Annotated in this window: 21 protein-coding genes; 11 read left to right on the top strand and 10 right to left on the bottom strand. The window is 57.3% G+C overall.

Annotated features, from left to right (window positions below; all coding sequences use genetic code 11):
* Window positions 1-94 precede the first annotated feature (94 nt).
* On the bottom strand, window positions 95-514 hold the full coding sequence (locus Poly24_RS23030) for a hypothetical protein (protein ID WP_145101270.1): 420 nt from the start codon (window positions 512-514) through the stop codon (window positions 95-97).
* Between the two features lie 421 nt (window positions 515-935).
* Between Poly24_RS23030 and Poly24_RS23025 the strand changes: the two genes are divergently transcribed.
* From Poly24_RS23025 to Poly24_RS23015, 3 genes are all read left to right on the top strand, one after another.
* A complete protein-coding gene (locus Poly24_RS23025) occupies window positions 936-2,192 on the top strand; it encodes a glucoamylase family protein (protein ID WP_231753305.1) in 1,257 nt (418 codons plus the stop codon).
* 64 nt (window positions 2,193-2,256) lie between these two features.
* A complete protein-coding gene (locus Poly24_RS23020) occupies window positions 2,257-3,837 on the top strand; it encodes a glucan biosynthesis protein (protein WP_145101266.1) in 1,581 nt (526 codons plus the stop codon).
* 327 nt (window positions 3,838-4,164) lie between these two features.
* The gene (locus Poly24_RS23015) at window positions 4,165-4,788 is read left to right on the top strand and encodes a BON domain-containing protein (RefSeq protein ID WP_145101264.1); all 624 of its coding nucleotides are present in this window, start codon (window positions 4,165-4,167) and stop codon (window positions 4,786-4,788) included.
* A 19-nt stretch (window positions 4,789-4,807) separates the two neighbouring features.
* Here Poly24_RS23015 and Poly24_RS23010 read toward each other — a convergent pair whose 3' ends face one another.
* Window positions 4,808-5,482, bottom strand: a complete 675-nt coding sequence (locus tag Poly24_RS23010; RefSeq protein WP_145101262.1) for a hypothetical protein — start codon at window positions 5,480-5,482, stop codon at window positions 4,808-4,810.
* Between the two features lie 144 nt (window positions 5,483-5,626).
* Window positions 5,627-7,075, bottom strand: a complete 1,449-nt coding sequence (locus tag Poly24_RS23005) for a hypothetical protein (RefSeq protein WP_145101260.1) — start codon at window positions 7,073-7,075, stop codon at window positions 5,627-5,629.
* A gap of 428 nt (window positions 7,076-7,503) precedes the next feature.
* Here Poly24_RS23005 and Poly24_RS23000 point away from each other — a divergent pair, with 428 nt between their 5' ends.
* Together Poly24_RS23000 and Poly24_RS22995 are read left to right on the top strand one after the other, a co-directional pair.
* Window positions 7,504-8,229 (top strand): lipoate--protein ligase family protein, encoded by a 726-nt coding sequence (locus Poly24_RS23000; protein WP_197452115.1) that lies wholly within the window; start codon window positions 7,504-7,506, stop codon window positions 8,227-8,229.
* A gap of 57 nt (window positions 8,230-8,286) precedes the next feature.
* The gene (locus Poly24_RS22995) at window positions 8,287-9,909 is read left to right on the top strand and encodes a UTP--glucose-1-phosphate uridylyltransferase (protein ID WP_145101257.1); all 1,623 of its coding nucleotides are present in this window, start codon (window positions 8,287-8,289) and stop codon (window positions 9,907-9,909) included.
* Window positions 9,910-10,023: 114 nt separating this feature from the next.
* On the opposite strand, the gene fusA is transcribed toward Poly24_RS22995, so the two are convergent.
* Window positions 10,024-12,123 carry an elongation factor G gene (gene fusA, locus Poly24_RS22990; RefSeq protein ID WP_145101255.1) on the bottom strand — a complete coding sequence of 700 codons (2,100 nt, stop codon included), beginning with the start codon at window positions 12,121-12,123 and terminating at the stop codon, window positions 10,024-10,026.
* 704 nt (window positions 12,124-12,827) lie between these two features.
* Between fusA and Poly24_RS22985 the strand changes: the two genes are divergently transcribed.
* Window positions 12,828-13,394, top strand: a complete 567-nt coding sequence (locus tag Poly24_RS22985) for a hypothetical protein (protein WP_145101253.1) — start codon at window positions 12,828-12,830, stop codon at window positions 13,392-13,394.
* Window positions 13,395-13,398: 4 nt separating this feature from the next.
* On the top strand, window positions 13,399-14,319 hold the full coding sequence (locus Poly24_RS22980; RefSeq protein WP_231753304.1) for a WecB/TagA/CpsF family glycosyltransferase: 921 nt from the start codon (window positions 13,399-13,401) through the stop codon (window positions 14,317-14,319).
* Between the two features lie 56 nt (window positions 14,320-14,375).
* On the opposite strand, the gene Poly24_RS22975 is transcribed toward Poly24_RS22980, so the two are convergent.
* The 4 genes from Poly24_RS22975 to Poly24_RS22960 all read right to left on the bottom strand — a co-directional run bounded on the left by Poly24_RS22975 (window position 14,376) and on the right by Poly24_RS22960 (window position 17,884).
* Complete coding sequence (locus tag Poly24_RS22975; protein ID WP_145101251.1) at window positions 14,376-15,584, bottom strand: HD-GYP domain-containing protein; 1,209 nt, start codon at window positions 15,582-15,584, stop codon at window positions 14,376-14,378.
* Window positions 15,585-15,794: 210 nt separating this feature from the next.
* Window positions 15,795-16,796: a 4-hydroxythreonine-4-phosphate dehydrogenase PdxA gene (gene pdxA, locus Poly24_RS22970; protein WP_145101249.1), complete on the bottom strand. Its 1,002-nt coding sequence runs from the start codon at window positions 16,794-16,796 to the stop codon at window positions 15,795-15,797.
* Complete coding sequence (locus Poly24_RS22965) at window positions 16,793-17,626, bottom strand: TatD family hydrolase (RefSeq protein ID WP_145101247.1); 834 nt, start codon at window positions 17,624-17,626, stop codon at window positions 16,793-16,795. Before Poly24_RS22965 ends, pdxA begins: the two co-directional genes overlap by 4 nt.
* 3 nt (window positions 17,627-17,629) lie before the next feature.
* Window positions 17,630-17,884: a hypothetical protein gene (locus tag Poly24_RS22960; protein WP_145101245.1), complete on the bottom strand. Its 255-nt coding sequence runs from the start codon at window positions 17,882-17,884 to the stop codon at window positions 17,630-17,632.
* Window positions 17,885-18,195: 311 nt separating this feature from the next.
* Here Poly24_RS22960 and Poly24_RS22955 point away from each other — a divergent pair, with 311 nt between their 5' ends.
* Window positions 18,196-18,390 carry a putative motility protein gene (locus Poly24_RS22955; protein WP_145101243.1) on the top strand — a complete coding sequence of 65 codons (195 nt, stop codon included), beginning with the start codon at window positions 18,196-18,198 and terminating at the stop codon, window positions 18,388-18,390.
* A 7-nt stretch (window positions 18,391-18,397) separates the two neighbouring features.
* Here the strand turns inward: Poly24_RS22955 and rpiB are convergent, their stop codons facing one another.
* Window positions 18,398-18,853, bottom strand: a complete 456-nt coding sequence (gene rpiB, locus Poly24_RS22950) for a ribose 5-phosphate isomerase B (RefSeq protein ID WP_145101241.1) — start codon at window positions 18,851-18,853, stop codon at window positions 18,398-18,400.
* Complete coding sequence (locus Poly24_RS22945; RefSeq protein WP_145101239.1) at window positions 18,853-20,043, bottom strand: Sua5/YciO/YrdC/YwlC family protein; 1,191 nt, start codon at window positions 20,041-20,043, stop codon at window positions 18,853-18,855. Before Poly24_RS22945 ends, rpiB begins: the two co-directional genes overlap by 1 nt.
* Window positions 20,044-20,228: 185 nt before the next feature.
* Here Poly24_RS22945 and Poly24_RS22940 point away from each other — a divergent pair, with 185 nt between their 5' ends.
* The 3 genes from Poly24_RS22940 (at window position 20,229) to Poly24_RS27205 (ending at window position 25,045) form a co-directional block, all read left to right on the top strand.
* Window positions 20,229-21,263 (top strand): NHL repeat-containing protein, encoded by a 1,035-nt coding sequence (locus tag Poly24_RS22940; protein WP_231753303.1) that lies wholly within the window; start codon window positions 20,229-20,231, stop codon window positions 21,261-21,263.
* Window positions 21,264-21,382: 119 nt separating this feature from the next.
* Complete coding sequence (locus Poly24_RS22935) at window positions 21,383-23,848, top strand: c-type cytochrome (RefSeq protein ID WP_145101237.1); 2,466 nt, start codon at window positions 21,383-21,385, stop codon at window positions 23,846-23,848.
* Between the two features lie 342 nt (window positions 23,849-24,190).
* Window positions 24,191-25,045: a hypothetical protein gene (locus Poly24_RS27205; protein WP_197452114.1), complete on the top strand. Its 855-nt coding sequence runs from the start codon at window positions 24,191-24,193 to the stop codon at window positions 25,043-25,045.
* The last annotated feature ends 499 nt before the right edge of the window (window positions 25,046-25,544 follow it).

Below are 25,544 nucleotides of genomic sequence, written 5' to 3'. Positions count from 1 at the left end.
GTCCGACGCGACGGTTTTTACGTCGACATGGGCCAGTTCATGACGTGTGTTCACCGAGGGCAAATCCGCAGGACGGATCGCCCGCGACCGAATGCTAATAAGTTCTTGCCGCGGAATTCGGAGTGTTCTGACGCTGCAGGGCATGCCCGATCGATCCGAACGACCACGATCGTGGAAGTCGTCGCTTATGCCGCGTTCCATCTGCTTTAACCATCCCTCTCCAACATTCGGTTGGCACGGATCGAAGTGGCAATTGTTCGGGCTGGATTTGCACTGCGGCGATCGCAAGCATCATCGCGCTGCGTCGCAGGGTGATGTGGTCCGCATTCGCATCTTGTTCGTAGACGTTCGTGACGATCTGGTTGGCCTTCTGGGCGGCGACATCGCTGGCAAGTCCGGCGTCGTGCAGGTATCGCAGCACGCGTTGACGAACGTCCGCGACCTCGTTGCCCGCGGGTCGAATCAGTGTCGGGGAGAGGCTGGTTACATTTGCGGCAATCAGTTGAATAGACATTGCGATTGCGAACCTTTGACTTAGAGGAGTGGTCGCGCCTCGCAACTTGCGATGCGCTTCAGCGGAGATCCTTAGAACAAACGGCGTGCCAACGGATGTGTGGATTTAAAACACCCAAATTTTGCATGCATCGTGTGAATGGGATGCCATTTGCTAAGGGAGATGAAGGAGCCGTTTCGGTCGCTTCACGGCGCATCGCATCGCCTCAGGATCCATTGAAAGGCGTGCGGCGGAGACCGGGCTCGCTTTGCCGGGAAGAATCGCCGCCAAACAAGACATGCAGTGTTGTCCAGCAAGCTGGTCGCCAGCGAACCAGCATCCGATTGGGGATCGCGCAACCGCGGAATGTCCGTCACGATCATAAGGTACGTGGATGAAGCGAAGACGTTTTTTAGCGACCGGATTAACATTACCCCCGATCATGCAACAGTTTTCTGCGTATGCGATGGTGTACGATGACACAATCTTCCTAACCGACATGCAACAGCGATGCTACCGCTACTTTGTTGAAGCGGCTGATCCGGCGACGGGCTTGATTTCGGATCGCGCTGCCGCCGATGGGAGCGCCGCCAGCGAGCATTCAAGCATCGCCGCGTGCGGCTTTGGACTGGTGGCGCACTGTATCGCGGCAGACCATCAGTGGTTGCCACGCGGTGAAATCATCGATCGCGTTGGCTTGTTGCTGCGTACGCTTGTCGAATGCGGCGAACATGAACGTGGCTTCATGTACCACTTTCTCAACCGTGCCGATGGGCGACGAACGTGGAACAGCGAGGCATCAACGATCGACACTGCCCTGTTAATCGCCGGAGCGATGACGGCGGCCGTGTGGTTCGAGGAAGACGAGCAGATCGTCCAGTGGGCCGACGAACTGTATCGTCGGGTCGATTGGAATTGGATGCTTGGCAGCAACGATTGTATGCACATGGGATGGACGCCCGAACGCGGCCGGATCCCTTATCAATGGGACCATTTCAGTGAATTGGTCCTGCTTGTGCTGTTGGCCATCGGAGCACCCGAAAATCCGATCCCTTCCCGATGTTGGCAGGCCTGGAAACGCACCCCGACACTTACCTTCGGCGATCAGGAATTCCTTAGCTATCCTCCGCTGTTCGTTCACCAATATCCGGCCGTATTTTTTGACTTTCGCGAGGTTCGTTCGCCGAGCGGACGCAACTATTTCAACAACGCGGTGATAGCCCATCGAGCCCAGATCCAATTCCTGACCGATCTCGGCCGCAAGTATCCCGATCAGCTGGGACACTATGGGCCAAAGCTTTGGGGCATCACGAGCAGCGACAGCGATGCCGGCTATCGCGACTGGGGAGGGCCGTATCAAGACGGACGCTGCGAACCCGACCGAGGGATCGATGGGACACTGGTCCCGAGCGCCGCCGCCGGTGCCCTGGCCTTTGTCCCTCAGCAAGCATTGGAAACGCTGCGCTATCAAAAGATGGAATTTGGCGATGCGATTTACGGCCGCTATGGCTTCGTCAACGCCCACAACCCAGCCACCGGTTGGGTCAATTCGGACGTGATCGGGATCGATACGGGGATCTCATTGATGATGGCCGAGAATCTGCTTTCGGAGAGCCTTTGGAAAGGGTTCGCGAGACATCCCGCCGCCATCGATGCGCTGCGAATGGCGGGGTTTTCTGGACACGATGGGATCGGTTGAGCGTCACGGCACATGACTTGCTGTGCGTTGCAACGCTTTCCATCCGTTTCACTGGAGCTCAACAATGCGTTTCCTGGTTCTTCTACCCGTCCTATTGGCTTGGCTTTCGACCGAGGTCGTTCATGGTGAGGTGGCGGCATCGCCAACCGACAGGTCGGCGATGGCTGAGATCACCTCGTTTGATTCACTGTCGGAATGGGTCGAAACGCTATCGAAGACCGAATACGTTCCTCCGGATCCGTTGCCCAAGACGCTCGAACAATTGGACTACGAGCAGTACCGAGAGATCCAGTTTCGACATGAGCGGGCGGTTTGGGGAAAAACCAAAACGCCCTTCTGGATCGAGACCTTTCATCGCGGATTCGTGCAACGGGATCGTGTTTCGTTGTTCGTGATCGAAGCAGGGGAGACGCGCGAGATCCCGTTCTCCACCGATGACTTTCGCTACGGGATTCCGATCGACGACTCCGAGTCACTTGCCGATGCGGGGCATGCGGGCATTCGCGTCGTGGGTTGCTTTCCCGAATCATACGACGTGCAGGAAATTTTGACGTTCGTCGGTTCCAGCTACTTCCGCGGCCGTAGTGCAGAGACGGTCTATGGTGCGTCGGCGCGCGGTTTGGCTGTCGATATTGGGTTGCCTCAGAACGAGGAGTTTCCTCGCTTCACAGCATTTTGGGTTCCACAGCGCAAAGCCAACGAGAAGACGCAAACCATCTTGGCGTTGTTGGAAAGTCCCAGCGTCTGTGGCGCGTACCAATTCGAATTGAAACCGGGCACCGTGGAAACGTCCGTTCATGTGCGCGGCACTCTCTATTTCCGCAAACTGCCGGAAAAAATCGGCATTGCGCCCCTGACCAGCATGTGGATTTGGGGAGACGGACTCGACGGCCCCTCGCTGGACAAGCGTCCCGCCGTGCATGATTCCGATGGGCTACTGGTTCGCGACGGCAATGGCGACTGGATTTGGCGGGCCTTTGCACGTCAATCCTATCCATCGGTTTCGCGGATTGCCGCGAAGGAGGTGACAGGCTTCGGATTGATCCAACGCAACTGCGACTACGATCACTTTGCCGATTCAAACGCGCAATACCATAAGCGGCCAAGCCTTTGGATCGAGCCACGACAATCGATGAAGTCGGGTGCGATCGAACTGCTTGAACTCCCCGGTGCCCACGAAGGCGTCGACAACATTGGCGCATACTGGGTCCCCAATGAAAAGCCGACGCTTGGCACGCCGATGGAGTTGGACTATGACGTTCGCATCTTTCCAGGTGATCTCCCCGAACAACGTGGCGTGGCGCGGGCGTCGAAGTTCACCGTAACGCGGGCGAAAAATCAGATCGATTTGAAATTGCATTTCACGGCGGATGCGTCCGACGGGCCGTTGGCTCGCATTGATGCCGATTCGTTGATCGTCGACACGACGATGGTGCGGGGCGAGTTGATTTCAAAATCGGCGGCCAAGACGGCGTCTGGCGATTGTGTGATCGATGTTGTGTTTCGAGCCGTGGAAGAAGCACCCGTCGAAATTGGGATCACGTTAATGCACGGCGGCAAAGAGATCTCGGAGCGATTCACTTACCTGTGTCCCGATAAAACGCCAACCTTTATGTATCCACAAGTCTATACGCGGAAAGAGTGATCGTCGGCGGGAGCGTCACGTCGACAGACGTTCGAACGCGGCCACGTCATTTTGCCGTCAATGCGGCCGACAAGGTCGCGAGCTCTTTGACTTCGTGTTCCTCGGTACCCCGGCGCACGCATTCCTTGTCCGCGGTCGACATGGAATGTTGCGGCTTGATCGATCATCGACCAATCGAAGCATCCCCAGCGACGAAAAACCAACGAAACGGAGGGAGTTCCGTGATTGGCACACGATCCGCTAATCACTTCGATTGGTAGCGGAGGACTCTTTAAACGTGGTGATAGGTTTACCCAAGAGTCCCACGAATCGAGTAGGAACGAACCGATGACCCTCTTCCAATCAATCGTCGCGATAAGTTGCGTAGCATTCAACCCATCGCTGGTTAGCGCCGATTCAACCAACCCGAAACAGCCTCCCGACCAAATCATCGAGCGTGAGGTTCACGATGAATTGCGAACCCTCTTCCCACGGATTCCAACGACGGTCGAAGCGCATGTGATCGCGGGAGAAGTGACGTTAAACGGGGAAGTCCCTAGCTTTGGAGATCGCATTCGGGTCGACGAGCGCGTCGCAGCCGTCGAAGGTGTCCGGCGTGTAAACAACCGGCTGCGTGTCGAGCGCATCACGATCCTGTCGCCGCGTTTGGATCCCGATTCAAATGAACGGGAGCGCGATGCGGTTGCCGATCCGATCTGGGACGCGCTTGCGAATTCCAAAATGAAAGCGTTTCGCGGAGTGATTGAATTCAAAGCGGATAAGACGCTAATGATCCGCGACTTCCGATCGGGCCGGATGAAGGCAAGCATTGGCGATGCGACGGAAATCACTCTCGATGGCGATCCCGTCGAGCACGAACTGCTTGGCGAAGGGCTGTTTGTCTTCGTCCAGGCTCAGCAAAACCGCGGTGGACTGGTCGCACATACGATCGAAGCCCACTCGCCTAAATAATTAAGCGTCCGACCAAACGTTATCGCGAACGGAATTGAGGCGACGAGAGTACTCCAGTATTGGCCGGGAAACTGTTGCTTGGGGCCAGGGTTGGAGATTGCGAAGTCGAACGATTGGTGCCGGTGCTGGGTGACGTCGGCTGGGGATTGGATTCGGTCAAATACCAACGCTTGCCATTGAGTCCCGCGATCGAACTCCATTGCAAATTCGGGACAAGCAGGATCGATGCGATGCTGGCACCGTTGACCTGAGCCGCTCCCCATTCGGTATCGATTGTCAATCGCTTGACGTCGGTGGCTCCCGTGACCGAATCGCCATTGAGCATCACGATCGTGGTGGAGGTGTCCTCTTGCGAAGCGAATCGGATGCCGGCAGCTTCGGACAGTGGGATCATTAGTTCGCCGAACCCGGTCTTCATCTGAACTTCCGTGGTGTCGGTCAGTGTGCCACGGATCACGCTTTGATTGGACAACGTGATCGTTACGCTCAAAGGGCGTGTCGCCATGCTGGTCGAAGATGTTACGGCGGTGGCTACCGGATCGGCATCGTCTGCGGTCGGTTTGGCGACGGGCAGGTCTTCGGACGAAGTGGGCGATGCGACGGGCAGGTCGTCGACGACGCTGACATCGTCTTGAGCGATTGCCGGTGCTGCCAAGGCCAGCGATAGAATGAAGGTGTAGCAGTGCAAACGCATGGATATCTCCCTGGGTGGACTTATGAGTTCGATCGATTTGAACTCTAGATTAGTCAACCACTGGGAAAAGGAACACAGAACCGCCACAAAAGAGCTACATTTTGGCGGTTCGGCACTACAACCGGGCGACAACTCGCCGAGACACTAAGCTTCGGTCGATGGATCGCTACCCGACGCATTGCCGGGACCGTTCAAGCTGGGTGTTTCGACAGGGTCCTTGTCGCTGGGGCTACCGATCGGCGAATCATTGGTTGGGGCATCGGCAGCGGGATCGGCCGACGGTTCGATGTCGTTACCCGCATCGATCGCTTCCATGTCGGTTTCCACTTTGTGAGACGTCACGCCCGGTTTCTCTTCGCAGAGATCTGCAGGAACGGGAACATTCTCGGTCAACAGCGAAGTTTCGACCACCGATGGGCTGGAGACGATTGCCGCGCTGTAGGGATCGTAGTAGGTCAACGGGACGCGTTGCACAACCTGACGTGGCACCATGCGTGTCGTGGTGTAAGGAACATAGCGGGCGGTCGTTTGAGGAACTCGGATCTTCTTAACCACGGTTTGCATCTTGTAGACACTGACGGGGACTTCTTGGACGCGCGTTTCATAAGTCATCCGTTGGGTCTGGACCGGAACGCGACGAACATGTTCTTCGGGGACCATCTTGTACGATTGGACAGGCACTTGATGCTTGGTGTATTCCGTAACCGGACGGCTCACTTGATAGGGGATCTTGCGAACCTCGGTGGTTGGTTGCATCGTCGTCACCTGGATCGGCACGTTCTGCGTGACCACTTCGCTTTGCATCCGCGTGACTTGGATCGGACGTTGCTGTTGGACAACTTCAGGCACCATCGTGGTCTGTTGGTACTGTTGGGTGACGTAGTTAGGGCGGTAGGCCATCTGCGTCTGCACGGTCGCGGGGGTTGCGTATGGAACCGCTTGGTAGGCGCCGCGTCGCGTCGCGAAAATTCCGAACGGCCCGGGTTGGTAATAGGCGGCTGGATTCCATTGGGCCGCATAGCCGACGGTGCCGGGTTGGACGTACTGTTGGGCGACATAGCCCCCTTGGTCGACGACCTGTTGCTGAACCGTTGTGACGGGGCGGTAGGTCGTGATGTTTTCGGTTTGGTACTGGGTCTCGACAACGGGACGCTGCACGATCTGTTGCTGTTGTTGGTACTGCGTTGTCACGACCGGGCGATAGGTGGTCACCTGTTCTTCGCGTTCGGCGGTTTCGGTGACGTAACGAGTCTGTGATCGCACTTCTTCGCGATAGCTGGTTTCCAGAACCGGTTTCATGACCGTGTAACGATCTTCACGGTAGGTCGTTTCGACGATCGGTTTTGCGACCCGGTAGGTCCGCTGTTCCATCTTCGTTTCAACGACGGGCTTCTCTTCGGTGATCTCCCGCTCGACATAATTGGTCTCATAGACCAAGCGGTAGTTCGTGACCTTCTGCTCTTCGTAGACCGTTTCACATTGCATTCGGTAAGCGGGTCGAAAGCAGCACTCATCTTGAGCTTCAACCGCTGCCGGCACAGCGACGGCTGTGCAGAGCGAAACAAGGGCGATGATGTTTTTTTTGTGCGACATAACAAATCCGACCGATGCGATTCGGGGCTGAAAAGGTTGATTGCGATTCAAGCGGGCCAAGTCCTCTACGCACATCGCGTGCGATAGACTTCTTTAGTGTGTCCACCTGCTATCCAATATGCAAATCATTACTTGCTGGACTGCAGAGGCAAATCCGCAATGCGTAAGTAGTTACGATTTTCAAAAAAAATTAAAGTCTTAACCGCACCCTGTCGACAGCCTTTTCGGCAATGTTTCGCTATCTCCACCAGCTTGTTTAGCCGACGATACAACCGTTGCATTTTTGCATCATCCAAGCGGAGATTCGGTGCTGTTGTCTATAGTTGTCAAATCTGTTGGGGGATTGGCAAACGGCACCGTTGACGGTTTGAATGACAGCAACGGTTTCCATCCTCCTGTTCCTCATTCCCCCCGAGCGATTCTCATCAATGCGGCTACTTGATCTTTCTTTTCCCGAGGGGCCACGTAATTTGGCACTCGACGAAGCGTTGTTGGAATCGGCCGACGCGACGGGCCGTGCGGGCGATGGGGAGGTGTTGCGGCTTTGGAAATTCGATTCCCCGACGGTCGTTGTGGGACGTGGGTCGAAGGTGGCTGACGAGGTGAACCGCGAGTTTTGCGAGCGGGTTTCGATTCCGATCTTGCGGCGTTGCAGCGGGGGGACCTCGGTTACGGTGGGGCCCGGTTGTCTGCTGTATTCCCTGGTGCTGAGCACCGACCTGCGGCCGCAGTTAAAAGACCTCGACCAGGTTCATCAGTTCGTGATGCAGACCATCCGCGAAGCGATCGGTGGCTTGCTGGGCCGGGTGCAGTTTCAAGGGACGTGTGACCTGACTTGGCAGAATCGTAAGTTCTCCGGCAATAGCTTGCGTGTTGCTCGCCGGCACGTGCTGTATCACGGCACCTTGTTGTACGATTTCCCTATCGATTTGGTGCAAAACACCCTTCGCGTTCCGCCGCGCCAACCCGATTACCGCGGAGGTCGCACACACGACCAATTCGTGATCAATCTACCGTTGGGGGAGCGTCAGTTGCGCAACGCGCTGGGAAGTGCTTTCGGTGTCCAAGCGACGCTGCAACAATGGCCTGAAGATCGTGTGGAGCAGTTGGTCGCGTCACGGTATGGAAATCCGGGATGGAATTTTCGGCATTAGATTTGCTCCGCTGTCTTGTGTTTGTTCTTTCGACCTCCCCATCGGCCCCTGGAATCCATGAATACGTCACTTCAATCAAAACTCGCCAGCTACGGCCAACAACATTTACTTCAGTTCTGGGATCAATTGAACGCTGATCAGCAGCAGCAGTTGGTTGACCAGATCGACAAGATCGATTTTTCGCGACTGCAGCGTCTCGTCGATTCCGACGATGCAGAGGTCGATTTCGAGTCGATCGCCAGCCGGGCTGAGCCGCCACGAGCGGTTCGGGCTGACGGTTCGGGAGCCGCATGGAGTCTCGATCAGGCGATCGAAGCGGGAAGCCAGGCCTTGGCCGACGGAAAAGTGGGGATGATCCTGGTCGCTGGAGGGCAGGGTTCGCGGTTGGGGTTTGAGAAGCCCAAAGGTCTCTTTCCGATCGGTCCGGTTTCGCAACGAACACTATTCCAGATGCACGCCGACCTGTTGAAAGCGATCTGCGAGCGGTATCAGGTGATGATCCCGTTGTATGTGATGACCAGTCCGGCGACACACGACGAGACGATCGAATATTTTGCCGCGACCGATAACCTGGGGCTCCGCGACGACCAGTTGCAAGTCTTCTGCCAAGGAACGATGCCGGCCGTTGATCGATCGACTGGACGTGTATTGTTGGAGTCAAAGCATGAATTGGCCCTCAGCCCCGACGGGCATGGCGGGACGGTTTCGGCGCTCGCCTCCAGCGGTTGCTTGCAGGATGCGATCTCACGCGGCATCGAACACCTCGCCTACGCACAGGTCGATAACCCGCTAGCCAATCCGTGCGATGCCGCGCTGATCGGGCATCACATCTTGGCCGACAGCGACATGACGACTCAGGTCGTTCGCAAACGTGACCCGCTGGAACGCGTGGGGAACGTCGTGTTGGTCGATGGGAAAGTCCAGATCATTGAATACATCCATCTGCCCGACGCGGCGGCCCGTCAAACCGAAGCCGATGGTTCGCTGCGATTGTGGGCGGGCAATATTGCGATCCACGTCTTTAAGACCTCCTTCTTAAAGCAGGCAACCGATCACGACGACCGCTTGCCATTCAATCGCGCCTACAAGAAGGTCCCCTTCGTCGATGGCAGTGGCAACGCGATCGCTCCGGCGGATCCCAATGCGATCAAATTCGAACGGTTCATCTTCGACCTGCTTCCGATGGCGAAGAACGCGTTTGTTGTCGAAGGCATTGCCGAAGAGATCTTCGCGCCGGTCAAAAATGCCGATGGCGCCCCCAGCGACACACCTGCGGCGTCTCGCCAAGCGATCAGTGACCTGCACCGAAAGTGGTTGCAACAGGCAGGTGCCAACGTCGAAGCGAACGCGATCGTGGAGATTCATCCGCTGTGGGCGCAGGATGCGATGGAGGTTGGCGACCGCGTGGAGCCAGGTCTTTCCGTCTCGGAGGACCGCTACTTTGAGCCGGAGCCGGGTGATTTGGATCTCGTGATTGTCACTCGATGCGACACGGCGATGGAGGCAAGTATCATCGAGGCCCAGTTGGCTGGCGAGGGGATCCAAAGTTTCTCCCAAGGAACCCACGCTAGTTTAGCCCTGTCGGGAATCGGCAATCCGAGTAAGGGGATTCCCGTTCGAGTTGCCAACCGCGATGCCGAACGGGCTCGCGCGATTCTGCAAGCCTCGGAGAACGCTTGACAATCATAGGCTGGCGATCGGATGGCCGGATGCGTACACCATAAATAGCAAAGGCCACGTCGAGTGATCGACGTGGCCTTTGCGTTGGTTAGACAACTGGTGTTACGAAGCGTTTTACTTCGCCGCGACCAGATCCGCCTTTTTCTTTTCGTTAACGATATCTTCTTGGATATTGCCTGGAACGCGTTGGTACTTGCACAGTTCCATTGTGAACGTTCCCTGACCCTGCGTCATGCTGCGCAAATCGGTCGCGTAGCCGAAGGTTTCCGCCAACGGGACTTCCGCGCTGATGTAGCTGACGGTGTCACGGATATCAGTGTTGGTGATCATTCCACGGCGGCTGGTCACGTCACCCACAACCGCTCCCTGGAACGATTCGGGGCATTCCAGTTCGACCTGCATGATCGGTTCCAGCAACACGGGCGAAGCTTTCTTGAAATACTCTCGGAAGCATTCGCGAGCACATGTGTGGAACGATTTTTCCGACGAGTCAACATCGTGATAAGCACCATCGGTCAAGGTCACGCGGGTTCCCACTACGGGGAAGTCCGCCACGGGGCCCTTGATCAACGATTCGCGGAAACCCTTTTCGACCGCAGGGATGTATTGCTTTGGAATACGTCCTTGAACAACCTTATCTTCGAATTCGAAGCTGCCTTCGCTATCGCTTTCGATCGGTTCGATCGATCCCTTGATATGCGCGAATTGACCCGAACCACCCGTCTGCTTCTTGAACTTGTGGTCGAAATCGACGTGCTTCGTTGGAGCTTCGCGGTAGCTAACCTTCGGAGCACCCACGGTCACGCTGACGCCGTATTCACGACGCATGCGTTCGACGTAAACGTCCAGGTGCAATTCACCCATGCCGCTGATCAGGACCTCACCGCTCTCCTCGTCGGTTTCGACGCGGAAGGTTGGGTCTTCTTTACGGAAGCGTTGCAGCGCTTTGCCCATCTTGTCCGCTTCGGCACGACTGGTTGGCGTGACCGAAACCTTGATCACAGGCTCCGCGATGAACATCGATTCGAGCGTGCAGAAGTTGCGTTCGGGGCCGTATGCGTCACCGCTGGCGCAGTCGATGCCCATCACCGCGATGATGTCGCCGGCGCTGGCGGTCTCGATTTCTTCACGCTTGTTACTGTGCATTCGAACCAGACGGCTGAAGCGTTCCTTCTTGCCGGTACGTTGGTTGACGTACGAGCCACCCTTTTCGCAGGTTCCTTGATAGATCCGCATGTAGGTCAGCTGGCCATATTCGTCGTCGACGATCTTGAACGCCATGCCGACAAACGGTTCGTTTGGATCGGGGCTCAACGGAATCTTCTTTGTCTCGTCCTTCGGATCGATGCCGTAGATTTCGCGATCCAGCGGGCTGGTTAGGTAGCGTGCAACGGCATCCAACAGAGGTTGAACACCCTTGTTCTTGTAGGCACTGCCCATGTAGACCGGAGTGGCGCCAGCGTGGACTGCCTTGCGAGCGACTTTGTAGATCAGATCGGTGCTGATCTCTTCTTCGCTGAGCATCTTTTCCATCATCTCATCGCTGTACATTGACAGCGCTTCGAGCATCGACAGGCGAGTCTCTTCGACTTCGTCGGCCATCTCCGCGGGTGGCTCTTCAATCCGCAGCGTTTCACCGTTGTCGCCATCGAAGTAATAAGCCTTGCGCTCGATCAGATCGATAACACCCTTGAAGTTGTCTTCGCGTCCGATCGGCAACTGCATCAGGAACGCGTCGGCCTGTAGCTTGTCTTTCAGTTCGCGCAAACCCCGGTAGGGATCGGCACCGGTGCGGTCCATCTTATTGATGAACGCCAGGCGAGGGATTTTGTAACGCTTCATTTGGCGATCGACAGTGATCGACTGGCTTTGCACACCACCGACGCTACAGAGAACCAAAATCGCACCGTCGAGAACGCGCAGCGAACGCTCCACTTCGACGGTAAAGTCGACGTGGCCGGGAGTGTCGATCAAGTTGACGTTGTATTCTTCGCCCAAGTGGGTCCACTTCAGCGAGGTCGCAGCACTGGTGATCGTGATTCCACGCTCTTTTTCCAGTTCCATGTGATCCATCGTCGCGCCGTCGCCGCCGCCACGAACGTCTTCGATCTTGTGGATTCGACCAGCGTAGAACAGGATGCGTTCGCTGAGGGTTGTTTTGCCCGAGTCGATGTGGGCACTGATACCGATATTACGTACTTTTTCCAAATTCATTGATGTCACCTGAACATCTTGTGCTGGTCGCGGCAGTCGCTTGATACAAGTGGGCGACGCTCTAACACGAGCGATAGAAAACACAAATCTTTACAAGTCTCTACTTCGGCTGGGCTAGCCCTTGATCTGGCAGGGAACCGACGCAATCTGTAACGATTTTTTCGATTCTTCAACCTCGGTCCGCAATCGCGGCAAGGGAAGCGATTCGACGATCAAACCGTTCAGAGCGGATCTTAACGCCTAATCAATCGCCATTAGCCATTGAGAACGGACTTTCAGCCCGTGCCAATTTATCTATTCGGTCAATATGACAAAGCGTTTGCGAATGCAAAAGGGCAAATCCAGGCGATTCGACCCCATTCTCTAAAACTCCTTTTACCCAGCGACCTCGACTAAGTCCCGCCGGATCCTTGGGTTGCAAGTGACAAGCGATCGGTCCTCTTAAAAAAGGACACGCTCCGCCGATGAAGGTTCCCATCGAGCGAACGCCAAGAAAAACGTTGCATGGCCGTCTCTAGCGGATCGTTATAACCGGCATGAACGGCAAATCTGCCTGCAGCCGACCAGTTCTTGGCATCTCCCCTCGGCTCTCCCTCAAGGCATCGGTTCCATCCGCAGCGGTGCGCACTAGTGTTTGGTTACGCAGCCTGCCAAGTCGGCACGCGCTGCGAGCTCCCAAATCCGATGCATACGAGATGCTGATCATGAACACAAAACTTATCATCCGGGCAACGCTAGTGGTTGCTATCGCCGCGATCGCGGTTCCCGCGCCTGCTGGCTGGCTGGACGTCCTGGTCACTCCCGCAGCCTACGAAGAGATCGCCGCTCCCGAAGCGATCAATCCTCCCGTCCAGGACGATCATTCGGTCATTATCGACATGGCCCCACCCGCGATTCCGCAAGCGGTTGAGCCCTATTACGAATCCTATTCGCCGATCTATCCGCCGATCGCCGCAGCCCACGGCAGTTACGGCCACTGCTGCGAGAAGCCGCGCGTCGTTTACCGGAACCATCCGATCCTGGCGATGCTGATGCACAAGTGCAAAACCGGACAAGCCGGCCAAGTGGTCGTTCAAGTCCCCACCGGCTGCTGCCCGACCGAAGTCATCCTGTGCGTACCGTTGTGCTGCACCACCTGCCCGCCGGAAGTCGACAAGTCACGCGACCTGCTGGGGCGCTGCGTCTTCACCTACTGCTGGCCCTGTGGAACGAAAATCAATATCGTCCAACGGCACACCGGCGACCTCGTCGTTCACTCGTACGAGATCTAAACCTATGTCTAACGCCATCGAATCGGGCGCTTCGGCCAACGTTTTCTTGAACCGAAAACCGGTTTGCGCCGACCGTGCGCTTTCCAAATTGGAAACGCAGATCGTCGAACTGGAAGAACGCGTCGAAGCCGCGTTGGCGGAAATGGAGACGATTCCCGCTGGACCGCCAGCGAAACCCGAAGCGGTCAAGATCTGGGGCGTCCCCTTTTCGCGGCTCACCCTGGGACAGACGCTTCAGCATGTCGACCGGTTGATCGCCGCGAGGCAGCCGGGATACTTCATCACGGCGAATCTAAACTACAACATGCTGACGGCCCAGCACCCACCGTTGCGGCAGGTCAACGACGACGCTGCGTTTATCGTTTGCGATGGGATGCCGATGGTTTGGCGTTCACGTTGGACCAATCGTCCGTTACCCGAACGGGTCGCGGGTTCGGAGTTGATCTATGCACTCACGCAATGGTCGGCCCACAAGAATCGGCGAATCTATTTTCTCGGCGGTGCCCCGGGAGTGGCTCAAGCGGCGGCCGATAAGCTTTCGGCACGCTATCCAGGCTTGATTGTGGCGGGAGTGCATTCGCCCCCGTTTCGCCCGCTCAGCGAACAAGAACATGCCGATCTAATCGAACAGATTCGCAGCGCCGAGCCCGATATCGTGTACGTCGCGATGGGGCAGCCGAAAGGTGAGCTTTGGATCGCCGAGAACTATCGAGCGATTGGGGCGCCGGTCTGCGTGCAGATCGGCGCGTCGTTCGACTTCGTTGCCGGTGGCGTCGCGCGGGCCCCGCGTTGGCTGCAGCGGGCGGGGTTGGAGTGGTGTTATCGAATGCTTCAGGAACCGCGTCGTTTGGCACGCCGCTATTGGCACAACGGCATGTTTTTGCTGAAGGCTCTGTCCCAGGAATCGTGCGGCACGAATCGCTAGCGGCCTTGGGGTTCTAACGATTCTTTGACGCGACACTTGCGTTCGGCCAAGCCGGTTTAGACGCTGCCGGCCAGTTGAGGTTTGTGGACGCTTGGGATCCAGTAGGGCATCTTCAGTTCATCGGGTTGCAGGCGTATTTCCTGGGACGATGGATTCGCTTCGATCGCAACAATCCGATGGTTCGCTTCGCGAAGGTTGATCAATTCCTCCGTGTCCAGCGTCACCACGGTCGGCTTGGTGTAGGAGGGGGAATTGCTGCGAATGACCTTCGCCACCCGCGAATCGTCCAGTCGCACGAAGCTTCCTAACGGGAACAGCGAGACCAGATTCAACAGTCCGCGGACCGCTTCGGCATCGCAGCGCCCCGCGCGGACCTGATACAGCAAACAGACCAGGGCATCGTAGGGCTTGATTGCAGGTCGGCCGTCGAGCGGGTTTTGCAACGTCAGATAGGCATCGGCAACGTTCAGGATCCTGGCGATACGGTTGATTTGTTGGCCACCCACGCCATGCGGAAATCCCGATCCGTCGAGCTGTTCGTGGACGTGCAGCATGCCTTGCCGGGCACGGCTGCTTAATCCGGTGATCGAGCTGCAGAGTTCGTGGGCAACGATCGGGTGTCGGGAATACGTGGCGAAGTCCGATGCAGACAATTCGCTGCGGCGGCTTCTCGCTTCGGGCCCCAGTTCCAATTCGCCGACTCCCATTTCGTGAAGCGAACCGGCAATCCCGACGTCCAGGATTTCCTCTTCGTTGCAACCAGGGATCTCTTGGGCGATCATCATCCCGAGCGTGCTGAGTGTCAGGCAATGCGAGCTGAGTTCGCCGTAGGCAGATTGATGCAACGTCGATGAAAGCGTTTGGTCGATGTCCTTCGCGCTCTGCTTGCCAAACAGTTCGGGGATCTCGGTCAGCGATTGCCAATCGACGCGGCCGCGACCATGGAGCGACTGGGCCAGTTCGGTGAGCTTCTGCGTCGATTCATCGATCAGTCGTTTCAGGACTTCGGCGCGCTCTTGGGAGTAGGGAACGTTTGCCAGTTTGAGCCGCTGTTGTCGATGGATTCCCGATGTCAACGATGGTGCGACGGCCTCCCCGGAATCCTGCAGCACGCGGCGCAATCCGTGGCGTTCGATACGCTCGACAATCTCGGCCGTCACGACCTCCCCCGCCCGGTACAGCACATCGCCGTTGCTGGAGAGGATATCTTCTTGAAGCGGTTGCCCGACGCTTAAATGCGGGCTGCTGCCCGGCAGTGTCCCCATGGTTTGCCCTTGCGATGAAGAAGACGCACTTTGTTGCCCTCTGCGGCTGATCGAACCGATCGCGTTGTTTGCTTTGGGGAAAAAGCCCCGATCGCGGGAATCCTACGGCTATCCGCTAGTTATTTGCGGGGTTGTAGCGGATGCTCACTCGGCGACACGGGCACTCGATAATGCATGCCTCAGAAGGCTTTGCATTGCTGAGGCAGCCGATTACTTGGTCCCTTTGGCAGCCAGCCGGATAGCCATTTCGATGGCTTGTTTCATGCTGGTGTCACTGGCGATCCCTTGCCAAGCGATGTCCAACGCCGTGCCATGGTCGACGCTGGTTCGGACGATTGGCAGTCCTAGGGTGACGTTGACCGCTTCATCAAAAGCGAGCGTCTTCAGCGGAATCAAACCCTGGTCGTGGTACATGCAAATGTAGACATCGGTCTGCCGTCGCATCGCCGGAACGAAGGCGGTGTCCGCCGGCAGCGGGCCGCTGACCGAAAGGCCCTGAGCCCGGGCGGCTTCGATTGCTGGGACGATCCATCGTTCCTCTTCGCGCTGACCAAACATTCCCCCCTCGCCAGCGTGCGGGTTGAGTCCGCAAACCGCCACGCGGGCTGGTCGCCCTCGTTGTTGGGAGACCGCGGCATGCGCTAAGAGAATGGTTTCTAAGATGCGTTCGGTCGACAACAGGTTGGGGACCTCGTGGAGTCCGACGTGTACGGTGACCAAGGCGCAGGAGATGTCATTGCTGGTCAACATCATGCAGCACCGCTCGGCCCGCGATCGCTGGGCCAGCAGTTCGGTGTGTCCTGGGAATTCGATCCCCGCGGCGTGCCATGCCTCTTTCTGGATCGGGCCGGTGACAATTGCGTCGACATGCCCCGCCATCGCGGCATCGATCGCATCGACCACATACGCAAACGAAGCCGCTCCGGTCGCGCGATCGGCCACGCCGGGACAAAGGTTTTCTAGCGGCGATGCAAAATCAAAGATCGCTGGCTGATCCAAGGCTCCGATCGCGGACAGGCCTTCTTTCCGTGGAACCACTTGTTGTGGAAGCTGCAGCGAAAGCCGGGCGGCCACCGCTTGCAACGGCTTCCAGTCGCCCAGCAGGATCGGCACGCAGCGATCGGTGATGGTGCGATCGCTCAGGACCTTCAGGGCCAGTTCGGGGCCGACCCCGGCCGGGTCACCGATCGTGATCGCCAGCCGCGGCTTCATACCGCCGGCGCCTGTTGGCCGTCGCGCCGTTGGAATTGGAAGTTCTTGCTTTGCGAAAAGAACGCGATGGGGTTTTCGTACACGACCTTGCGGATCGTCGCTTCGGGGATGCCACGCTGGCGGCACTCGAAGATCAGGTCGGGAACTGCCGTCGGTTTGCTGGGGCCCCAGTCGCCAGCGGAATTGACTAACAACCGCTCAGCACCGTACATCTCGATCATGTCGACGGCACGATCGGGCGTGCATTTGGAAATCGGGTAGAGCGTCATGCCGGCCCAGAATCCGCGATCGAGAACCTCGGCGACGGTATGCTCTTCAACATGGTCGACCAGCACGCGGTCGCGGTTGATGCGCGAGTCGCCGCACAGCATATCGAGGATCATCCGCGTCCCTTGGTACTTGTCTTCCAAGTGGGGCGTGTGGATCAGGATCGATTGCGCATGCGCGATCGCTAAATCCATGTGCTCAAGGAAGATCGTCGCCTCGTTGGGCGTGTTTTTATTGAGCCCGATCTCGCCGATTCCCAATACGCCCGGGCGGTCCAAGAATTCGGGGATCATCGCGATCACTTCGCGCGACAGTTCGACGTTCTCCGCTTCCTTGGCGTTGATGCACAACCAAGTGAAGTGCTGGATGCCATATTGAGCTGCCCGCCGCGGTTCGACTTCGGTCAATTGGCAGAAGTAGTCGCGGAAACCGTCGACCGATCCGCGATCAAAGCCGGCCCAGAACGCTGGTTCGCTGACCGCCACGCATCCCATCCGGGCAAGCGTTGCATAGTCGTCGGTGATACGCGAAACCATGTGAATGTGTGGATCGATGTAATCCATAGCTTAGACCCCCATCTCGTCTCGCCAGTCGGCTTGGTAAGCGCGCGAGAACAACTTCTGAACCTGTTCGGCGCGGTTCGCCGCACCGTCGGACAATATCTGAATTCCTTGGCGCAGCAGGGCGTCGCGCGGATCTTCCCCGGTGCTCCCTTCGGCGCGATCGATGCGATCGAAGATCGCCGCGATTTCGAGGATACGCGCGCGGGCTTCCAAGTAATGACGGTCGAGCACTTGCGAGGCGGATTGTGGTGAGTTCATGATCGCGGCACTAACGCTGGCGAGGATTTGAAAGGCAAGTCATTGACGCTCTCTTCGGATTATAACTGCAAATTTCCGAAGCGTCCTGGGGGCTGTTCCGCTTCGCGGCACGCGTTCGGATCGAACGCGAGATTCGCCAGAGCATCTCGATGGAGGGCAAGCCAGGCTGCTCAATCGGTAGAACCGTTACGTTCCGGCGCGGCGACCCAAAACAGGTATGGGGTTTACTGATTTTCGCCCCGTCAGGGCACTCTTTTCGCTCGATACTTGCCCAGTCTTGGTTTTGTTTTTGAACACCGGAGCTTCGAACGATGTCCAGCGTTAACGGAATTGCCCAAGCGGCCACCGCGATCTCCAACGCGCAACTGGCCAACAAAGTGGACTTCGCCGTTTTGAAGAAACAGCAGGAAGCATCGCAACAGGCTGGCGACGCGGCAGTGCAATTGATCGAAGCCGCTGCTGCTGCGGGCCGACAGGCCGATAGCCTGGAACTTTCCGAAGGTTAGTCGCCAGTTAGCCTTCGACGACGTTGTCGTTTTCGATCGAGAGGATCTTGTCAACACGGCGGGCATGTCGGCCACCTTCGAATTCGGTGCGCATCCAAAGCAGGATGAGATCGTCGATGTTGCGGTCTCCGATCAGATCGCCCCCCAGGCATAGGACGTTCAGGTCGTTGTGTCGCCGAGATAGTTCGACCATCACTTCGTCGTAACATGGAGCTGCACGGACACCAGAATACTTGTTGGCGGTGATCGCCATGCCAATCCCGGTGCCGCAGATCAAGATCCCACGATCGCATTGTCCTTGGCTCACTTTCTGAGCGACGATGCTGGCGAAATCCGGGTAGTCGCTGGCGTCTTCGCAGTCGGCACCTTCATCGAACACGGTGTGCCCGTTGGATTCCAACGCTTGCGCAATCCTGGCTTTGATATGAACGCCGCGGTGATCGCTTGCTATGCTGACTTTCATTAATTTTCTCCCTCTTCGCCCGATTCCGGGATCGCAAGCCATTCAGGCCCCAAGCTTTCGACCCACTGAGCTAGTTCGCGGTCGATTTGGTCGGCGCAGGCTTGATAGATTTGCACCGGTGAACCCACCGGATCCGAGATGTCGCCGCCATCACGGCGGACCGTAAACACACGGTCCTGGGCATGCGGCCAGCGCTGGAGGATGGCGTTGCGGTGTGAGCGAGTCATCGTCAGGATGAGGTCGGCCGAACGGATTGTCTGTTCGCCAAACGGCTGGCTCTCATGTCCAGAAATGTCCAGGCCGCGCTCTCGCATGACATCCACGGCTTGCGTGGCGGCTTGATCCCCCGGCATGGCGGACAAACCGACCGAACTGACGCTGGGGATGATCGCGCCGCCAGGGCTGTTGCCAAACCGTTCATCGATCCGTTTTTTCAGCAAAGCTTCGGCCATCGGGCTGCGACAGGTGTTGCCGGTGCAGACAAGCACGATCGATGGTCGTGCGTATTGACGAATCGCTGCGGTTTCCACGACGCCCTCTCGAATGATTTTAAATTGGTTTCCATTAGTTCGAACGACGGTCGACGGACCACCATACCGGGTGGGGCCGTCGTCCACGATCAACGGTACATCGTCGCCGAATTGTTCCACCACGGCAACGCCAGTGCTTGCCGATGGGGATCCGCAGCGATTGGCGCTGCAAATCACGATCGGCCCGGCGCAATATTTTTGCAGTTGTTCAAACAACCGATGTGCTACGACACGGATACCTATATGTCCGGATTGGTTGACGACAAGTTCGCGGACCTGAGGCGGAAAACAAGAAACTGCCGACCGCGTCATGTCGCACGGTACGACCAGAGTAACCGGTCCGGGCCAGCAACGGCGGGCAAAGCGAATCGCTAAGGGGGAGTCGTGGCACATGTAATCCACCGCTTCATCAACGCTTTTGACTGCAATTGCCAACGAATACTTGGCTTTTGATGGTTCGCTGGAGGATGTAGGGTCATCCAGGGTGTGTTTGAGTTCGGCCATTCGCTGGACCGCATCGGCACACAAAACACTTGCCGCCAGCCCATAAACGGTTTCGGTGGGCAACGCAATCACCTTGCCCTCGGCAAGCGCCTGGACCGCCAAATAAACGATGTCTCGCGGGTCGTCAGCACGCTGCAAATCAATAACCGTTGGCATGAATTCGCGGCGTTCCTGTGATTGGCAATGGAGAAATGGAATCGCCTATTATATGTTGAAGCCTAAACTTGCTTCAACCGCAGCAATGGGGTGTTCGTACCGTTATCCCCGGTTCGGACCCGCTTCCGTCTGGGCTGTTCTTTGGGAGTTTGGGACGTTCGGGTCCTTAGGCAGTTCGCCAAATTATGCAAATTCCACAAATGTCCAGCGTTCACGATTGCCTGCCGTTTTTCCAGCCTGCGCCAGGGAACCGTGTCGGACGCTCCTGCCGCCGAACGTTTTTGGGACGCATCGCGGGATTGGCGTCGATTGCGATGCACCTCCCGCTGGCGGGCTGCATCGTTCCCGCGGGGACCAGTGGCGAAGTCGACCTCGTTTGGGGGCGTCGCGGGCTGTCCGATGGTCGATTTCAGAAGCCCCGAGCGATCGCAATCGATCCCGATGATCAGTTGTACATCGTCGACACGACGGGACGAATTCAGGTCTTCAACGCTGACGGTCAGTTTCTGCGAGGCTGGAAAACTCCCGACGCAACGAATGGGCGGCCGACGGGGTTGGAGGTCGACGCCGCGTCGGGGCGATTGTTGGTCGCTGACACGCACTACTTTCAATTGCTTTCCTATTCGCTCGATGGCACGTTGATCGAATCGGAGACCCTCGGGGGAACGCAGGGGACGGGGGCTGGCGAATTTTCCTTTATCACCGATGCGGTCCGCGATACCTCTGGCAATTATTACACCGGAGAATACAGCGACGTCGATCGGATTCAGAAGTTTTCTGCCGAGGGAAAGTTCTTGATGCAGTGGGGTTCAACGGGTGCCCATCCGGGCCAATTTGTCCGTCCCCAAAGTCTGGCGATCGATCGTCAAGACAGGCTGTGGGTTGCCGATTCGTGCAACCACCGGATTCAAGTGTTTGATGCGCGCGGAACCGAAGCGCGGCTGGTGCGGGTGTGGGGCGAATTTGGACACCAGCCCGGACAACTGTACTACCCCTACGGAATTACGTTGGGCGAAAACGAGGACTGCCTGTACGTCTGCGAATACGGCAACGATCGAATTCAAAAGTTTGATCTGCATGGGCGGTCGTTACAGGTCTGGGGCCGGCCGGGGCACGCCGCGGGAGAACTGTTCCAGCCCTGGGGAGTCGTCCGCGATTCACGTGGTCGTCTGCATGTGCTCGATTCCAACAACCATCGCGTCCAACGCGTCTGGCTGTAGCCTCGGTTCGCGCTGACAGGGTGGGGGAACCGCGGCGTCGAGAAGTCGTTATACTTGCGACCTCGATAGCCCCCGTGTCAGTTGCGGTTCTCCCCCCAATCTTCGACCCCCGAATTCGAATGCGTCACTTGTTCCTCCTTTCGGTCTTGGTATTTCTCTGCGCTGCGGAGACCTCCGTTGTTCAAATTTCGGCTGCCGAATCGGCGCCGCGACCGTTTGTGTCGGGCTTTGAACGCTTCGCGGTCCACGAAGAGATCGACGACGAATTGGCGGGTGGATTGTTGATCAGCGAATTGAGTTGTGCGGCTTGCCATGCAACAAGCAATCCGCTGTGGTCTCCGAAAGGTGGTCCGCGCTTGGACGCTGTCGGTTCGCGGTTACAACACGACTTTCTAACCCGCTACCTGAATGATCCGGCCGCCACAAAGCCAGGGACGACGATGCCGAACGTTTTGTCAGCGCTCGACGCAACCCAGCGTCCCGCGGCGATCGACGCCTTGGTTGCCTATTTAGGGTCGCTGAAGCAGACGTTTCCGGAAATCAAAGGTACGGGGGCGAATCCGGTTCCGTATCGCTTTTGGGAGCACGGCGACGCGGAGAATGGTCGACGTCTGTATCACAGAATAGGTTGTGTCGCCTGTCACGAACCCGACGCCGATTATGAAACCGCCGAGGTGAAAGCGTCGCCGTTGGATGCGATGCTGGAACAATTGGACCCGGAAGAATTGGAGGATCTCGGGTTGTCGGGAGCCGCGCGGCGGGTCGCCTCGGTTCCTCACGGCGATGTGGCATCAAAGTACACGCCGCTCTCGTTGACCCACTTTCTGTTGGACCCCGAAAAAGTTCGCCCTTCAGGGCGGATGCCAAATCTGAAGTTGTTGGTTGTGGAAGCCGCCGATATCGCGGCCTATCTGTTGTCCGATTCGTCGTCCGATTCGTCGTCCGAAGCCATCGCGGCAGCGCCGCGCGAGTCCGACGTTACGTCAACGCGGATCGATGAAGGACGCAAGCTGTTCGTTTCGCTGGGCTGTGCGAATTGTCATCGCGCGGGCGACATCAAGCCAAGCCTAGCGGCGCGGCCGCTGGCAGCGCTCGCCAGTTCAGCGGGACAGGGTTGCTTGGCGGCAGAGGATCCCCAAACGCCCCGATTCGGAATCGACGAACTTCAAACACACGCCATCACGTCAGCGCTTTCGGCTGCCGGCAATGGAGCCTCCACATCCGACGCGGTCAGCTTGCAAGCCCATTTCCTGCAAATGAATTGTTACGGCTGTCATCAGCGCGATGAATTGGGAGGTGTGGGCCGCTATCGCAAGAATTATTTCGAGACCGTCGGGCATGTCGATCTTGGCGACGAAGGGCGGTTACCGCCGCCGCTGTCCAACGTCGGCCGCAAATTAAATGGGACCTGGCTAACCAAGGTGTTACAGGGAAGCAATGCCGACCTGCGTCCGCACATGCAAATCCGGATGCCTAAGTTTCCTGGCGGTGTGGCGAAATCGATGGTTCCGTTGTTGACAAAAGTCGACGGCGCGTCGTCAAAACTCACCGACCGTTCGGCGGATCAAGTTTTCGGCGAGACAAAAGGAAAAGAACTTATCGAGGCGGGACGTCAGTTAATGGATGCCGGTTGCGTGCAGTGCCACCAGTTTGATGGCGACAGCCTGCCGGGGATTGTCGGCATCGACCTGAACCAGGTGTCGCAGCGTCTCCAGCCGCAGTGGTTTCACGATTTCCTTTTAAACCCCGGAAGTCTTAAGAAACAGACGCGAATGCCGACGTTTTTCCCCGATGGGGTCAGCAGCAATCCGGCGATTTTGGACGGCGATGCCGAGCGGCAAATCGCGGCGATTTGGGCGTATTTGGCCAATGTTCCCAAGCATGGGCTGCCTGAAAAGATCCGAGAAGCCCGCGCTCAAGATTACGAACTGGTACCTGTTGAACGGCCGGTCGTGCTGCGAACGTTCATGCAGCAAGCGGGGCAACACGCGATTGCCGTCGGCTTTCCCGAAGGCCTGCATTACGCATTTGACGCTGAAAAAGTCAGGCTCGCAGTCGCTTGGCGGGGCCGATTCCTGGATGCCCAGGGAACGTGGTTTATCCGCTCCGCTCCCCCCGCGGATCCGTTGGGGGATGCGCTCGTGACGATGCCCGAAGGGCCCTTGTTCGCGAATTTGAAGGATCTGAAGCTGCCGTGGCCCGATTTCGACGAGTCCGCTTCGGCGGTGCGTTTCGACGGCTATCGGTTAGATTCGCAAGGAGTCCCTGTGATGCTGTACCGTTGGAACGGGATCGGCATCGAGGATCGGATCGTGGCAGAGGGGCCGCGACAATTGAAACGGACGGTTCGGATGACGCGAGACGCTGAATCCCAATCGATGGACACGCTGTGGTTGAGGGCAAATACAGGGAAAACGTTGACAAAAACCGAGGATGGCGGTTTCGTGAACGACCAAGCGGTGACCGTTTTGGTCAGCGAAACACTGCGAGACGGGACTCGGTTGCGATCCTGGAAAGAGCATCAGGAATATCTGGTTCCCGTCGCGGCCTCGACGCAGGAGTTGGAACTCTGGTACCGTTGGTAACGCTTTTCTCGCCGGCCGGATCATCTGTACGATTCAAATCCAGCTGTTCAATTCTGCAACATGGAGCCGCCGCGTGTTGGAGTCCCCGCGGTGGAAGATTGGGAAGCATGGGTAGGCCGTGGAGGGCTGTAGGCCAAGAAACATGGTGAAGCCAGCTTTGATTGAAGTATTGGCACAGATTCTGCTTTAACGTGGCACAGGATGCGACTATTCTGGGATACAAGGCCATGGCGTGCCGGCTCCTAGCGAACGTAGTCGAGCCAAATCGCGTGTGGTTGAGTAAGGGTTCCTGTCCCACCGCGATTCCGCCAGGTGAGGAACATGAGACATAGAGGAAATTCAATGAGCGTACGAACAGTGTTTCAATCAGCGATCCATTCGACAGCAATTTTTGGTCTGCTGGTCTGCGGTCTGCAGCCTGCGATGGGCGTGGAACGACAGGACGCGGGGGAGCAAGGGCTTCGCCACGTCGAGTTGTTTGAAGCGATGAAAAACGGCGACATTGAAGTGAAGTTTGTGCCTCGCGATGCAGCGCGTGCCAATCTGATGGTCGAAAACAAAACCAAGCAACCGCTGCACATTCAATTGCCCGACGCGTTTGCTGCCGTGCCGATCCAAGCTCAATTTGGTGGCGGCATGGGTGGCATGGGCGGTGGCGGCATGGGTGGCATGGGCGGCGGCGGCATGGGTGGCATGGGCGGCGGCGGCATGTCTCAAGGGATGGGCGGCGGCATGGGGGGCATGGGCGGCGGCATGGGCGGTGGCATGGGTGGCGGCATGGGCGGCGGTGGCATGGGCGGCGGATTCATGCGAGTCGCAGCAGAAAAACGCCATAAAGTAGCTCTCACCACGGTCTGTCTGGAACACGGCAAGCCCGATCCCAACCCTAAGATCGCTTACACGATCATTCCGATTGAGCAATTCACTCAAGATCCTCACGTGATCGAATTGTGCACCCACCTGGGATACGGCCGTTTGCCACAGAACACCGCTCAAGCGGCGGCATGGCACCTGACGGACAAGTTGTCGTGGCAAGAACTGGCTCAGATCAATCGCACCGAATCGAAGTACACGGGCAACACACCGTTCTTCAATCTCCATGAATTGCGAGCGGCCATGTCGGTTGTCAATTATGTCTCCAAGGACGCGCCGGCGGTTCAGATCTCGCGAGCCGACGATTACACGTTGGCCGACTGAGAGGGACGATGACCAGCGCGAAATCGCTGGCGAAGAAAATTCAAACAGCCGGGCAGGATTGCCTGGCTGTTTTTGTAGGTACAGGAAGCGTCTGCCAAAAAATCCCGTTCGGTCGAACCGGGTTGGCAATGGGATCGAGGTGCCCAGTTAACGAATGACTTCCCTTACGTCATGTTTATGGTGGGGAATGTGCGATTTTATCAAGGAATCGCGCGCATCGGTTCCATTCCCAACGTAGATTTCTAGTGTCAGCAACACGTTTGGGACGACGCTTCGATGGCGTTGTTCTTCGCGCGTGCTGACGACTCGTCACACTCGATTCGACATCTGCTGGGGCACTTCAAAATCGTTGGCAATCCGTTCATGAAAATGGACGCGTACGATTCCATTGCCGACGTACCCCTGCGATCCCTCGGGTTCAAACAGGCGATGAATTGATCGTTAGTTTTTGTAAGTGGGGCACCACGCTGATGTGTGGAACTTGCAAAGACTTCCAATG

The sequence above is a fragment of the Rosistilla carotiformis genome (genome assembly GCF_007753095.1).
Classification (GTDB): Bacteria; Planctomycetota; Planctomycetia; order Pirellulales; family Pirellulaceae; genus Rosistilla; species Rosistilla carotiformis.
The sequence above is the reverse complement of the archived record's forward strand: the minus strand, read 5'-3'. Positions and strand labels throughout refer to the sequence as shown.